The 13747-nt window shown below is 58.4% G+C and carries 10 protein-coding genes and 2 tRNA genes; 5 read left to right on the forward strand and 7 right to left on the reverse strand.

What is annotated here, in order from left to right; all coding sequences use genetic code 11:
- Positions 1-3: 3 nt before the first annotated feature.
- The gene (tsaE, locus tag HMPREF3142_RS11465) at positions 4-465 is read right to left on the reverse strand and encodes a tRNA (adenosine(37)-N6)-threonylcarbamoyltransferase complex ATPase subunit type 1 TsaE (protein WP_012543113.1); all 462 of its coding nucleotides are present in this window, start codon (positions 463-465) and stop codon (positions 4-6) included.
- Positions 458-1969 (reverse strand): bifunctional ADP-dependent NAD(P)H-hydrate dehydratase/NAD(P)H-hydrate epimerase, encoded by a 1512-nt coding sequence (nnr, locus tag HMPREF3142_RS11470; protein ID WP_176747612.1) that lies wholly within the window; start codon positions 1967-1969, stop codon positions 458-460. Before nnr ends, tsaE begins: the two co-directional genes overlap by 8 nt.
- Before the next feature lie 13 nt (positions 1970-1982).
- Between nnr and queG the strand changes: the two genes are divergently transcribed.
- Positions 1983-3122: a tRNA epoxyqueuosine(34) reductase QueG gene (queG, locus tag HMPREF3142_RS11475; RefSeq protein WP_064171747.1), complete on the forward strand. Its 1140-nt coding sequence runs from the start codon at positions 1983-1985 to the stop codon at positions 3120-3122.
- A 270-nt stretch (positions 3123-3392) separates the two neighbouring features.
- On the opposite strand, the gene HMPREF3142_RS11480 is transcribed toward queG, so the two are convergent.
- Positions 3393-3468 (reverse strand) — tRNA-Gly (locus tag HMPREF3142_RS11480).
- 68 nt (positions 3469-3536) lie between these two features.
- Positions 3537-3612, reverse strand: a tRNA-Gly gene (locus HMPREF3142_RS11485).
- A 294-nt stretch (positions 3613-3906) separates the two neighbouring features.
- On the opposite strand from HMPREF3142_RS11485, the gene HMPREF3142_RS11490 reads away from it, so the two are divergent.
- On the forward strand, positions 3907-4638 hold the full coding sequence (locus tag HMPREF3142_RS11490; protein WP_016160145.1) for a transporter substrate-binding domain-containing protein: 732 nt from the start codon (positions 3907-3909) through the stop codon (positions 4636-4638).
- 40 nt (positions 4639-4678) lie between these two features.
- Here HMPREF3142_RS11490 and orn read toward each other — a convergent pair whose 3' ends face one another.
- Positions 4679-5224, reverse strand: a complete 546-nt coding sequence (orn, locus tag HMPREF3142_RS11495) for an oligoribonuclease (protein WP_004206435.1) — start codon at positions 5222-5224, stop codon at positions 4679-4681.
- A 94-nt stretch (positions 5225-5318) separates the two neighbouring features.
- On the opposite strand from orn, the gene rsgA reads away from it, so the two are divergent.
- The 3 genes from rsgA to mscM all read left to right on the forward strand — a co-directional run bounded on the left by rsgA (position 5319) and on the right by mscM (position 10857).
- A complete protein-coding gene (rsgA, locus tag HMPREF3142_RS11500; protein ID WP_008807202.1) occupies positions 5319-6380 on the forward strand; it encodes a small ribosomal subunit biogenesis GTPase RsgA in 1062 nt (353 codons plus the stop codon).
- A gap of 160 nt (positions 6381-6540) precedes the next feature.
- The gene (asd, locus tag HMPREF3142_RS11505) at positions 6541-7503 is read left to right on the forward strand and encodes an archaetidylserine decarboxylase (RefSeq protein ID WP_012969117.1); all 963 of its coding nucleotides are present in this window, start codon (positions 6541-6543) and stop codon (positions 7501-7503) included.
- 24 nt (positions 7504-7527) lie between these two features.
- A complete protein-coding gene (mscM, locus tag HMPREF3142_RS11510; protein WP_032701134.1) occupies positions 7528-10857 on the forward strand; it encodes a miniconductance mechanosensitive channel MscM in 3330 nt (1109 codons plus the stop codon).
- 37 nt (positions 10858-10894) lie between these two features.
- Here mscM and yjeM read toward each other — a convergent pair whose 3' ends face one another.
- Positions 10895-12397 carry a glutamate/gamma-aminobutyrate family transporter YjeM gene (gene yjeM / locus HMPREF3142_RS11515; RefSeq protein ID WP_012969119.1) on the reverse strand — a complete coding sequence of 501 codons (1503 nt, stop codon included), beginning with the start codon at positions 12395-12397 and terminating at the stop codon, positions 10895-10897.
- A gap of 188 nt (positions 12398-12585) precedes the next feature.
- On the reverse strand, positions 12586-13563 hold the full coding sequence (gene epmA / locus HMPREF3142_RS11520; RefSeq protein WP_008807206.1) for an elongation factor P--(R)-beta-lysine ligase: 978 nt from the start codon (positions 13561-13563) through the stop codon (positions 12586-12588).
- Positions 13564-13747: the final 184 nt, after the last annotated feature.

Here is a 13747-nt window from a genome sequence, read left to right on the forward strand (position 1 = left end):
AGGCTAAATGGCTAAACGCGCCAGTAAAGATTCACCCCGTGAGGAGATCGCGGTAATACGCGCCTCACGCCCTTGTGCCTGGTAATCAAGGTGAATTTCAACATCCGGGTCAGGCAGGACACCTGCGCCTTGCTGCGGCCATTCAACCAGGCAGATGGCATCGTCGGCAAAATAATCACGGATCCCCATAAATTCGAGCTCCTCAGGATCCGCCAGTCGGTAGAGATCGAAGTGATATACCATCAGATTCTCGAGGGTATACGGCTCCACCAGGGTATAGGTTGGGCTTTTGACATTGCCGCGGTGACCGAGCGCCTGCAAAAAGCCGCGGCTGAAGGTCGTTTTCCCCGCGCCTAAATCACCATACAGATAAATCACGGTGGCGCCGGTACAGGCCTGCGCGATGCGGTCGCCAAGGGCCAGCGTGGCCTGCTCATCGGGTAAAGGAATCACTCGGTTAATCATGGTCTACGTCAATCACATCCGGGTTAACAACACGCCTGAGCGTGGAAAAGAGATCGGTCGCCAGCATGCCGCGGGTGCCCTCGCGGGCGGCCAGTCGGTCGGCGGCGTCGCCATGAGCGACGCACCCGGCACAGGCTGCATCATACGGCGTCAGGTGCTGTCCTAACAATGCGGCAATAATGCCGGTAAGCACATCGCCCATCCCGCCGCTGGCCATCCCGGCATTGCCGGCATCGATAATGCCCATCGCCCCGCTTTCACTGGCCACCACCGTGCCCGCGCCTTTCAGCACAACCACGCCACCATACCGTTTTACCAGACGCTGCGCAGAAAGTAAGCGATCGCTTTCAATTTCTGCCACGCTGACGTTCAGCAGACGGGCCGCTTCGCCGGGGTGCGGCGTTAACACGCGATTGTGACGTTTATCGGGATTGAATGCCAGCAGGTTCAGCGCGTCGGCGTCCCAGACCATCGGTTTGTTAAAACTTTCCACCGTGCGCAGGGCGCTGCGCCCCCATTCGCGCTGCCCCAGACCCGGGCCAATCGCCACCACATCAGCCCATTCCAGCGCGGCTTTCAGGGTCTGGGGCGTCAGTTCATCTACCATTAATTCCGGCCGCACGGTGACAATGGGCGCCACGTTCTCCGGGTGAGTAAGCACTCGCACCAGCCCTGCACCGCTGCGTAGGGCCGCTTCACCGCACATACGAATAGCGCCTGCTGTGCCGCGATCGCCGCCGACAATCACCAGCTTGCCGTGATCGCCCTTATGGGAGGTGGCCCGCCGCGGCGGCAGCCAGTCGGCGAGGTGGGCGGCGCAAAACCGCGTCAGGGGAGTACTTTGCCCGGCGAGCCAGCGCTCGAGCCCAAGGGCATGATGATGGAGATGCCCGACGACATCCCGCGCCTTGCCGGTCAGCAGCCCGGGGTTGAGGGCGATAAAGGTCAGGGTGTGGTCGGCCTGAACCACTGCACCTGGGGTCGCGCCGGTCTGCGCATTCAGGCCGGAAGGGATATCCAGCGCCACCACCGGCGCCGGGTGGTGGTTAGCGTGGTGGATGAGCGCCGCGACGGGATCGCGCGGCGCACTGCGCAGACCGGTGCCGAGCAGGCCATCAATAATCAGTGAGATATCGTCGGGCCACGGGATAGTCGCCGCATGGATCACGCCGCCGGCGTTAAGCCACGCCTCCCGCGCCGCCTGCGCCTCTTCCGGCAGCGGGCTGTCACTCTCTACCGCCAGCAGCGTCACCCGCCGCCCCGCGGCCTGTGCCAGACGCGCGACAACATATCCGTCGCCGCCGTTGTTGCCATGTCCGCAGAGGATCAGCCAGTGCGCGCTGGCGGGATAAGCGCGGCTGGCCAGCTGAAAGGCCGCCTCGCCCGCGCGCTGCATCAGTTCGAACAGCGTCAGCCCCAGGCTGTCCGCCGCCTCTCGTTCGGCCAGGCGCAGCGCCTCCGCAGGCCAAATGTTGTATGGTATACTGTCAGGGTTTTTCGTCATTGTATGGTCCATCATGTCACAGCCCCTCGATCTCGTTCAGTTAGCGCAACAAATCAAACAGTGGGGCACAGAGCTCGGGTTCCAGCAGGTGGGTATCGCCGATACCGACCTCAGCGCCAGTGAACCCAAACTGCAGGCATGGCTGGATAAACAATACCACGGCGAAATGGAGTGGATGGCCCGTCACGGTATGATGCGCGCCCGTCCCCACGAACTGCTGCCCGGTACGTTACGCGTTATCAGCGTGCGGATGAACTATCTGCCCGCCAACGCCGCCTTTGCCCGCACCCTGAAAGATCCCGCACTGGGTTACGTCAGCCGTTATGCCCTCGGGCGTGATTATCATAAGCTGCTACGTAATCGCCTGAAAAAACTGGGGGAGAAGATTCAGGAACAGTGTGCTTTGCTCAATTTTAGACCTTTTGTCGATTCCGCGCCTATCCTGGAGCGGCCAATCGCAGAAAAAGCGGGCCTTGGCTGGACAGGTAAGCACTCACTTATCTTAAGCCGCGACGCGGGGTCATTCTTTTTCCTCGGCGAACTGCTGATCGATCTGCCTCTACCGGTCGACAGCCCGGTTGCGGAGGAGTGCGGACGCTGCGTCGCCTGCATGACCATCTGCCCCACCGGCGCCATCGTTGAGCCCTACACCGTCGACGCCCGGCGCTGCATCTCCTATCTCACCATTGAACTGGAAGGCGCTATCCCGGAGGAGTTCCGTCCGCTTATCGGCAACCGTATTTACGGTTGTGATGATTGTCAGTTGATCTGTCCGTGGAACCGTTTCTCACAGCTCACCGATGAAGAGGATTTCAGTCCACGCAAAGCGTTGCATGCGCCACCGCTGGTGGAGCTGTTCGCCTGGAGCGAAGCGTGGTTTCTGAAGGTAACCGAAGGGTCGGCGATTCGTCGCATTGGCCACCTGCGCTGGCTGCGCAATATCGCCGTCGCGCTGGGCAATGCGCCCTGGGATGAAGCCCATCTTCGCGCGCTGGAGAGTCGCCGGGGTGAGCACCCGCTTCTCGACGAGCACATCGAATGGGCTATCGCTGAGCAAATAAACAAGCGGAACGCCGACGCCGTCGAAGTACAACTGCCGAAAAAATTACGTCTGGTCAGGGTGGTAGAGAAAGGCTTGCCGCGCGACGCCTGATTCATTCACAGGCTGTGAATAAAATCTAAAACACATTGCGTTTCAAGGCGCAGACCGAGGTCAAGTGATCGGATTAACATTTTGAAATGAAATTTAATTGTTAAATTTCAATGATATATAAAGATACTATTTACAAAGCGAAGCATTTACGCCGTCAAAGACGGAACGACAACCTGTGGATAACTCTGTTCACAGTATTTCTGGATATCAAATGAAAATCATCCCCGGCGCTGGATTGCACTGTGGATAAATAAGAGATGGAAGAAAATTTGGAGCGGGAAACGAGACTCGAACTCGCGACCCCGACCTTGGCAAGGTCGTGCTCTACCAACTGAGCTATTCCCGCTTAATCTTCGGCTTTCGCCTCGCATCTGCGAGTTGAAACCCTGTGATCAGGATGGTGCTTTCAAATTTTGGAGCGGGAAACGAGACTCGAACTCGCGACCCCGACCTTGGCAAGGTCGTGCTCTACCAACTGAGCTATTCCCGCGTTACTGCTTTTTTTGCCATATTTTGATGGCGTCGTAATTTGCATTTCTGCGTCGTTACGGGAGGCGCATTATACGAGAATTCGATGCCCCTGCAACCCCCTGACGATCACTTTTTTGCGTTTTTTGTTTAAATGAACATTTTCTCGCCACCTACGCCGCTGAATTGTATAAATAAGCGTCATAACGGGCAAAATTGCTTTTTCCGCCCGGCTGAATGACGCAAAATCGCTCGCATCATAGTGCGGTGGCGCGACGTATAACGTGGCCACCACGACGCCAAACAGGGAATTAGCATGAGAAAAGTCCTCACCGTCCTGCTGCTGAGCACGCTGGCCATCGGAACCGCGTCAGCCGAGACGCTCCATTTTGGCACTACCACGGCCAATCCGCCGTTTGTCACCGCCAACGGCAAAAATCAGCCCGTCGGCTTCGATATCGATCTCGCTCACGCCCTGTGCCAGCAGATGCAGGCGCAGTGCCAGTTTACGGCGCAGCGTTTCGATACCCTGATCCCGGCATTGCGCTTTAAGAAGTTTGATGCGGTGATAGCCGGTATGGAAGTGATCCCAATGCGCGAGAAGCAGGTCGCCTTTAGCCGCCCCTATCGCCAGGCCCTCTCCGGGGTGGTGATCGTCAATAAAGATGTCGCCCATACCTTTGCCGATCTGAAAGCCAAAAAAATCGGCGTGGTGAAAGGCACGCTGCACCAGCACTATCTGCGCGATAAGCAGAAGGCCGTGCAGGCGATCCCTTACGACGACGTCGCCAGCGCTTTAGCCGCGCTGAAAGCCGGCGAAATAACCGGCGTCATGAGCGACTTCGCCACCCTTGACGCCTGGCAACAAGAGAACCCTGACTACGCCATCATGGATGAGCGGGCCACCGACCCGGCTTATTACGGTAAGCAGTATGCGATTGCGGTGCGCAAAGACGATCCGGAGTTGCTGAATGCCATCAACGATGCCCTGACCGCGGTCATGGCGACGCCTGACTTCCAGCAGATGCAGCAAAAGTGGTTTAAATAATCAGAAAGATGTACCGGGCCGCACCAGGCCCGGTATTGGTTTACAGCTTAATGAAATGCTCGCGATAGTAGGCCAGCTCGGCAACCGACTCGCGGATATCGTCCATCGCCTGATGGGTGCCCTGCTTTTTAAAGCCGTCGAGAATTTCCGGCTTCCAGCGGCGAGCCAGCTCTTTCAGCGTGCTGACGTCCAGATAGCGGTAGTGGAAATAGGCTTCCAGTTGCGGCATGTACTTAAACAGGAAGCGACGATCCTGGCCGATGCTGTTGCCGCAGATCGGCGACTTGCCTGCCGGCACCCACTGCTTAAGAAACTCAATGGTCGCCAGTTCGGCATCGTGCTCGCTGACGGCGCTGGCCTTCACGCGATCCACCAGTCCGCTGCCGGTATGCGTCCGCACATTCCACTCGTCCATTAATGCCAGCTGAGCATCCGACTGATGCACGGCGATAGTCGGCCCTTCAGCCAAAATGTTCAGGTTGGCATCGGTCACCAGGGTGGCGATTTCGATAATGCGATCGCGCTCCGGATCCAGCCCTGTCATCTCAAGATCGATCCAAATGAGGTTGTTTTCATTTGCACTCATGCTATTTTCCACCCTTCTTGCGTGACTATATTCATCTAAAATAGCGTGTATCATAGAGGTTTTGCCCCATCAGGGCGACCAGGAGCCAGTTCGATTGAGTAAAAATAAACTCTCCAAAGGCCAGCAGCGCCGCGTCAACGCCAACCACCAGCGCCGCCTGAAAACCACTGCGGAGAAGGCCGACTACGATGACAACCTGTTTGGCGAAACGTCGGAAGGCATTGTCATCAGTCGCTTTGGTATGCATGCCGACGTCGAATCCGCTGACGGTAGCGTCCATCGCTGCAACATTCGCCGGACAATCCGTTCGCTGGTCACCGGCGACCGCGTGGTCTGGCGGCCGGGTAAAGACGCCGCCGACGGCGTAAACGTCAAAGGGATCGTCGAAGCGGTGCACGAGCGCGCCTCCGTCCTGACGCGTCCGGATTTTTACGACGGCGTGAAGCCTATCGCCGCCAATATCGATCAGATCGTGGTGGTTTCCGCGATCCTGCCTGAACTGTCGCTGAATATTATCGATCGCTATCTGGTGGCCTGCGAGGCGCAGGATATCGAGCCGTTGATCGTCCTGAATAAAATCGATCTGCTGGATGACGATGGCCTGCGCTTCGTCAATGAGCAGATGGACATCTACCGCAATATCGGCTACCGCGTGCTCATGGTCTCCAGCCGGACTCAGGACGGTCTCAAGCCGCTGGAAGCGGCCCTGACCGACCGCATCAGCATTTTCGCCGGGCAGTCCGGGGTCGGTAAATCGAGTCTGCTGAACGCCCTGCTGGGGCTGAATGAGGATCAAATCCTCACCAATGATGTCTCGGACGTTTCCGGCTTAGGCCAGCACACCACCACCGCGGCGCGCCTCTACCACTTCCCGCACGGCGGCGATGTGATTGATTCGCCGGGCGTTCGTGAATTTGGCCTCTGGCATCTGGAAGCGGAACAAATCACCCATGGCTTTGTCGAATTCCATGATTATTTAGGCCATTGCAAATACCGCGACTGTAAACACGATAACGATCCTGGTTGTGCGCTTCGCGAAGCGGTAGAGAACGGCAAGATCGCCGAAAGCCGTTTTGAGAACTACCACCGCATCCTCGAAAGCATGGAGCAGGTACAGGTAAAAACGCGTAAAAACTTTTCCTCGTCCGATGACTGATCATTAAGCTGAGCATCACGTCAGGCTCTGCCAGGACGCGGTCAAACTGCGACTAACGCGGATGCCATTTGGCGAGGTTTACGTATAGAATCGTCCCCTTTTTTCAGGACCCCGCCCACAGGTGGGGTCAGGAACGACATATCATGGCCTGGAGGCTACTTTGTTAAACGATCTTAAACTTTCACTGCAATACATTCTGCCTAAACTGTGGCTCACCCGCCTCGCAGGCTGGGGTGCGAGCAAACGCGCAGGTTGGCTGACGAAGCTGGTCATCGATCTGTTCGTGAAATACTACAAGGTCGATATGAAAGAGGCGCAGAAGCCGGATACCGCGGCTTATCGCACCTTCAACGATTTCTTTGTGCGTCCGCTGCGCGACGACGTTCGCCCGCTGAATACCGATCCCAACGTGCTGGTGATGCCGGCAGACGGCGTGATCAGCCAGCTTGGCGCCATTGAAGACGATAAAATCCTGCAGGCCAAAGGTCATGACTACAGCCTGGAAGCCCTGCTGGCCGGCAACTATCAAATGGCCGACCTGTTCCGTAACGGCAGCTTCGCCACCACCTATCTGTCGCCGCGCGACTATCACCGCGTGCACATGCCGTGCAACGGCATCCTGCGCGAAATGATCTACGTCCCTGGCGACCTGTTCTCGGTTAACCATCTGACGGCGCAGAATGTGCCTAACCTGTTCGCCCGTAACGAGCGCGTCATCTGCCTGTTTGATACTGAGTTTGGCCCGATGGCGCAAATTCTGGTGGGCGCGACTATCGTCGGCAGCATCGAGACCGTGTGGTCCGGCACCGTGACCCCACCGCGCGAAGGCATTATTAAACGCTGGACCTGGCCCGCTGGCGACAGCGAAGGCTCCGTCGCCCTGCTGAAAGGCCAGGAGATGGGCCGCTTCAAACTGGGTTCCACCGTGATCAACCTGTTTGCCCCGGGCCAGGTGAAGCTGGTCGACTCGCTGCAAAGCCTGTCCGTGACTAAAATCGGCCAACCGCTGGCGACCGCCGTGGAAGCCAGCACCGCTGCTGAACCCGCGCCGTTACCGGAAGAAGAGATCCGCGCCGAACACCGCGCCAGCCCGCTGGTTGACGATACACAAGACCAAGGTTAATTCTTCAGCAAAAAGGGTTATGCCGTGCGCCTGATATACACTTTCCTGTTGGCCTTGAGCCTCAGTTTCGGGGCGTACGCTGCGACAGCCCCGGATGCTAAACAGATAACCCAGGAACTGGAACAGGCGAAGGCGGCAAAGCCCGCCCAGCCTGAAACCGTTGAAGTTCTGCAGTCCGCGCTGAACGCGCTTGAGGAGCAAAAATCGTCCCTCGAGCGCGCCCGTCAGTATCAGGACGTTATCGATAATTTCCCCAAACTGTTTCAAAGCCTGCGCTCCCAGCTCAACAATCTGAGCGAAGAACCGCGCCAGGTGCCAACCGGCCTGACCGCCGATGCGCTGAACCAGGAGATCCTGCAGGTCAGCAGCCAGCTGCTGGAATCGAGCCGCCAGGCGCAGCAGGAGCAGGATCGCGCGCGTGAAATCGCCGACTCCCTGAACCAGCTGCCGCAACAGCAAACCGATGCCCGTCGTCAGCTCAATGAGGTTGAGCGCCGCATCGGCACGCAAACCGGCAACAATGCTCTCGCCCAGGCGCAAAATCTTGCCCTGCAGGCGGAATCGGCGCGCCTGAAGGCGCTGGTGGATGAACTCGACCTCGCCCAGCTTTCCGCCAACAACCGCCAGGAGCTGTCGCGCGCCCGTTCCGAGCTGGCGCAAAAGCAGAGCGAACAACTGGATGCCTATCTGCAGGCGCTGCGCAATTTACAGAACAGCCAGCGCCAGCGGGAGGCGGAAAAGGCGCTGGAGAGCACCGAACTGCTGGCGGAGAACAGTGAAAACCTGCCGCCGGACATCACCGCGCAGTTCAAGGTCAACCGGGAGCTCTCCCAGGCGCTGAACCAGCAGGCGCAGCGCATGGATCTGGTGGCCTCCCAGCAGCGGCAGGCGACGAATCAAACGCTGCAGGTGCGCCAGGCGTTAAACACCCTGCGCGAGCAATCGCAGTGGCTGGGCTCTTCCAACCTGCTGGGTGAAGCCTTACGCGCCCAGGTGGCGCGACTGCCGGAACGCCCTCGCCCACAGCAGCTGGATACGGAAATGGCACAGTTGCGCGTGCAGCGTCTGCGCTTTGAAGATTTACTCAGTAAGCAACCACAGCTGCGGCAGATCCGTCAGGCCGACGGCCAACCGCTGACCAGCGAGCAGAACAAGATCCTGCAGGCGCAGCTGCGCACGCAGAACGAGCTGCTGAACTCGCTGCTGCGCGGCGGCGATACTCTGATGCTGGAGCTCACTAAGCTGAAGGTCGCCAACGGCCAGCTGGAAGACGCGCTGAAAGAGATCAACGAAGCGACCCACCGCTATCTGTTCTGGACTTCGGACGTCAGCCCCATCGGCTTCTCCTGGCCGCTGGAGATTGTCCAGGATCTACGGCGTCTGATCTCCCTGGATACCATCAGCGAGCTGGGCAAAGCCAGCGCGATGATGCTCACCAGCAAAGAGACCTTGCTGCCGCTGTTTGCCGCCCTGCTGCTGGTTGGCTTTAGCATCAGCTCCCGACGCCATTTCACCCGCTTCCTTGAGCGCTCCAGCGCCCGGGTGGGGAAAGTCACCCAGGATCACTTCTGGCTGACGCTGCGCACGGTCTTCTGGTCGATACTGGTGGCCTCGCCGCTGCCGGTGCTGTGGATGACGCTCGGCTATGGCCTGCAGTCCGCCTGGCCCTTCCCGCTGGCGGTGGCGATAGGCGATGGGGTCACGGCGACCGTGCCTTTGCTGTGGGTGGTGATGATCTGCGCCACCTTCGCCCGGCCAAACGGGCTGTTTATCGCCCACTTCGGCTGGCCGCGTAGCCGCGTGGCGAAGGCGATGCGCTACTACCTGATGAGCATCGGGCTAATTGTGCCGCTGATCATGGCGCTGATCATGTTTGATAATCTTAACGACCGCGAGTTCTCCGCTTCGTTGGGCCGTCTGTGCTTCCTGTTGATCTGCGGCGCGCTGGCGGTGGTCACGCTGAGCCTTAAGCACGCCGGTATTCCGCTCTATCTGGATAAAGAGGGGAATGGCGACAATATGGTGAACCGCCTGCTGTGGAACCTGATGCTTGGCGCCCCGCTGGTGGCCATGCTGGCGGCCGCCGTCGGCTACCTCGCCACCGCTCAGGCGCTGCTTGCGCGTCTGGAAACCTCGGTCGCCATCTGGTTCTTGCTGCTGGTGGTCTATCACATCATCCGCCGCTGGATGCTGATCCAGCGCCGCCGGCTGGCCTTCGACCGGGCCCGCCACCGTCGCGCGGAAATTCTCGCCCAGCGCGCCCGCGGCGAAGATGAGCCCGTTCACGTCAGCAGTCCGGAGGGGTCGGTGGAGACGGAGGTCAGCGAGGTCGATCTCGATGCCATCAGTACCCAGTCGCTGCGGCTTGTGCGTTCCCTGCTGATGCTGATCGCGCTGCTGTCGGTCATCGTGCTGTGGTCGGAAATTCATTCGGCGTTTGGCTTCCTTGAGAATATCTCGCTGTGGGACGTGACCTCGACGGTACAAGGGGTGGAAAGCCTTGAGCCGATCACGCTTGGCGCGGTGTTGATTGCCATTCTGGTGCTGATCATCACCACTCAGCTGGTGCGCAACCTGCCCGCGCTGCTGGAACTGGCGATCCTCCAGCATCTCGATTTAACGCCCGGCACCGGCTACGCCATCACCACCATCACCAAATATCTGCTGATGCTCGTCGGCGGGCTGGTGGGCTTCTCGATGATCGGTATTGAGTGGTCGAAGCTGCAGTGGCTGGTCGCCGCGCTGGGTGTGGGTCTCGGGTTTGGCCTGCAGGAGATCTTCGCCAACTTTATCTCCGGCCTGATTATCCTGTTTGAGAAGCCGATCCGCATCGGCGATACAGTCACCATTCGCGACCTGACGGGCAGCGTCACCCGCATTAATACCCGTGCGACCACCATCAGTGACTGGGACCGGAAAGAGATTATCGTGCCGAACAAGGCGTTCATCACCGAACAGTTTATCAACTGGTCGCTGTCAGACTCAGTCACCCGCGTGGTGCTGACGGTGCCGGCACCCGTGGATGCCGATACCGACGAGGTCACGAAAATTCTCATTGCCGCGGCGCATCGCTGCTCGCTGGTCATCGATACCCCGGCGCCGGAAGCGTTTCTCGTCGACCTGCAGCAGGGGATCCAGATTTTCGAGCTGCGTATTTTTGCCGCGGAGATGGGGCATCGCATGCCGCTGCGCCATGAGATGCATCAGCTGATCCTGGCGGGCTTCCGCGAGCATGGCATTGATATGCCGTTCCCTCCGTTCCAGATGCGTTTGGAAAGTATCGACGGCAGGCAAAGCAGTAAAACCATGACCTCGGCCGGAAAAACCAGCCGCCGTACGGCTGGTAGCCTGTAAACCATCCCCTGCCCGGCGGCACCGCCGGGCAGGTTCTTTAACTCTCCATCACCAGCGCGCCGGACGCCATGCGCCGACGGTAGCTTTCGTAGATCCCCAGCGCCAGCAGTGAGAAGAAGATCGGCCCACCGACCATCCACAGGGTACTGTTCCAGTCCCCGCTGTCGATGACGGGTTGGATAATGGTGAAGATATTGGCGAAGGTCACCACCAGCAGCACCACGCCGGTCGCCAGCAGCGTCGACGAACGGTTTTTGAAGATCACGAACGGCCGGTCAAGATGCATTTTCGCCTTGAAGAACGGGAAGGCGATGGTCAGGAATAGATAGGGCAAGGTCATGGAGACATTGGCCATCAGCGTCAGCTTGTTATAAAACGCGGAAGCGCTATCCCCACCGAACGATACCAGTACGATAAACACCCCGACCAGCAGACACTGCAGCCACATCGCCGCGGCGGGCATGCCGTTGACGTTGAGACGGGTCATCACCGACGGCCAGAGCGCTTTTGGCGTGCCCTGGATAATCGCTTTCAGGGGAGAATAGCTGAGGGTGAAGAACGCGCCGGTGTAAGCGAGAAACATCGACAGGCCCGTAATACGGGCGAACCAGACTCCGGTCAGGGCCGCCGACTCTGGCGTCAGGTGCAGAGCCTGGCCGAGCGTCGTCCCAAGGCTGGTCATCAGCACATAGGTGATGTTGCCGAGGTTGGTCGAACGCGCGCCAAGCACCTGCTGCCAGTTGGCGCTCACGCCCCACAGCACAATCGCCAGCGAGTAACCGACCGAGATAACGATCGCCGCGATGATAATACCTTTGGCAAAGTTCTTTTCCGGCTTATCAGTCTTATCCACTAAGCCGCCGACCGCCTCAATTCCGCCATAGGCAAAGATGGCAAATACCACAAACGACAGCATCGCCATGCCCGACTGATACCCGGGATTAGGTGAAAGGGTGAAGTTTAACGGTTGGGCGAAATGGCCGCCGTTGAGCAGGAGGATCGCCCCACTCACCAGCAGTAGCACCAGGTTAAGCCCCATCACCGCGATGCCGCCGACGGCGGTGATTTTGGCGATTTTATTGATCCCTTTGACGGCAATAAAGGTCACGACACCCATCCAGCAGGCTGCCAGAATGCCCACCGTCTGCGTCGGGGTCAGGCTAGCCAGCGCCCAGGTCTGGGTTTTGTCCGCGCCAAACAAAAAGGTGGATAACGGCACCCAAATTTTAGCCGCCGTACTCACCATCCACACCACGTACGACGCAAACCACATAAAGGTGCCGATGAAAGCAAAGCGCGGCCCGACGCTGTGGTTCATCCAGGAATAGATCCCGCCCTCTTCGCGACGATAAGCCGATCCCATCTCCGCCATCATCAGCGCGAACGGAATAAAGAAAAAGAGGGCGGAAAAAAGATAAAACGGCATCGCGCTGTAGCCCATCAGATAAAACGCCGACGGGCTGTTGGCAAAGCCAAACACCGAAGTGAAGATCATCAGAATCAGCCCAATCAGGCTCATCTTCTTGAATTGTTGATGCATAAATCTATCCAAACGTGGGCATCACCCAACAGGCAACGCCTGGCCTCAAAAAATGAGCGCGGATAGTAGCAAAAGCACGGAAGGAGATTGTGGGTATTCGGGCGAAAACCGGGATAGCGTGAGGGAGGATCGGTCAGGGCGGGTCTGTCACCTCCCCCGCTCTAAGGCGGCAGGAGGTGACAGCGCCATCAGGCGCGGTCGACCGTAAAGGCGATCACCTCGCCGATGCTTTCGGCACCCAGCGCCAGCATCACCACACGGTCAACGCCCAGCGCCACGCCGGAGCAGTCCGGCAGGCCCGCCTCTAGTGCCGCCAGCAGGTTGTTATCGATAGGCTGCTGCGGAAGGCCGCGCGCGGCGCGTTTGCGGTTGTCCTGCTCGAATCGCAGACGCTGTTCGCGGGCATCGGTCAGCTCGTGGAAACCATTCGCCAGCTCAATACCTTTGTAGTAAACCTCGAAGCGCTCAGCGACCCGATGATCTTCCGGGCTGATCTGCGCTAACGAGGCCTGGGTGGCCGGGAAATGATAGATAAACGTCGGCCGATCTTTGCCGATGTGCGGCTCCACGCCCATGGTGAACAACAGTTGCAGCAGCGTGTCGCGATCTTCTTCAGTATCGGCGATATTGCTTAAATCCAGCTTCGCCGCGACTTCACGCAACTGCGTTTTATCAGCAGAGAGCGGATCAATATCCAGATGACGCTGGAACGCCTGCTGATAGGAGAGGCTTTCCGCTGGCTGACACTCCAGAACCTGCTGCAGCAGGTCGTCCACCTCGTTGATCAGGCGATACATGTCATAGCACGGACGATACCACTCCAGCATGGTGAATTCCGGGTTGTGATGCCGGCCCATCTCTTCATTACGAAAGCTGCGACACAACTGGAAAACCGGACCGCAGCCCGCCGCCAGCAGGCGCTTCATATGGTATTCCGGACTGGTCATCAGGTACAAATTGAGTCCCTGTGAATGGCCCGGGCCGACGAAACGGGTTTCGAACGGGAACAAATGAATATCCGTTACCGTCGCCTGACTCATGCAAGGCGTCTCCACCTCCAGCACGCCGCGATCGGTAAAGAAACGGCGGATTTCCGCCATCACCGCCGCGCGTTTCAACAGATTGGGAATGGGTGCGCTCGGCTGCCAGGTTGCCGTCTCGCTCATGGTACTTTCTCCGATTGCAAATTAAGGGCACGAAGTCTACTCGCAACCGGCGAGTGAAACAAATTTTGTGCAATCCCCGGCAGATTACATGCCATTAATCTATCGTTAACCTGAATGCATAAATATCACTGATAAATAACCGCACATATCGATAAAAAAATCGAACACGTCAATTTTCCTTACT

The organism is Klebsiella sp. HMSC16C06, from assembly GCF_001808325.1.
GTDB classification, from domain to species: domain Bacteria; phylum Pseudomonadota; class Gammaproteobacteria; order Enterobacterales; family Enterobacteriaceae; genus Klebsiella; species Klebsiella variicola.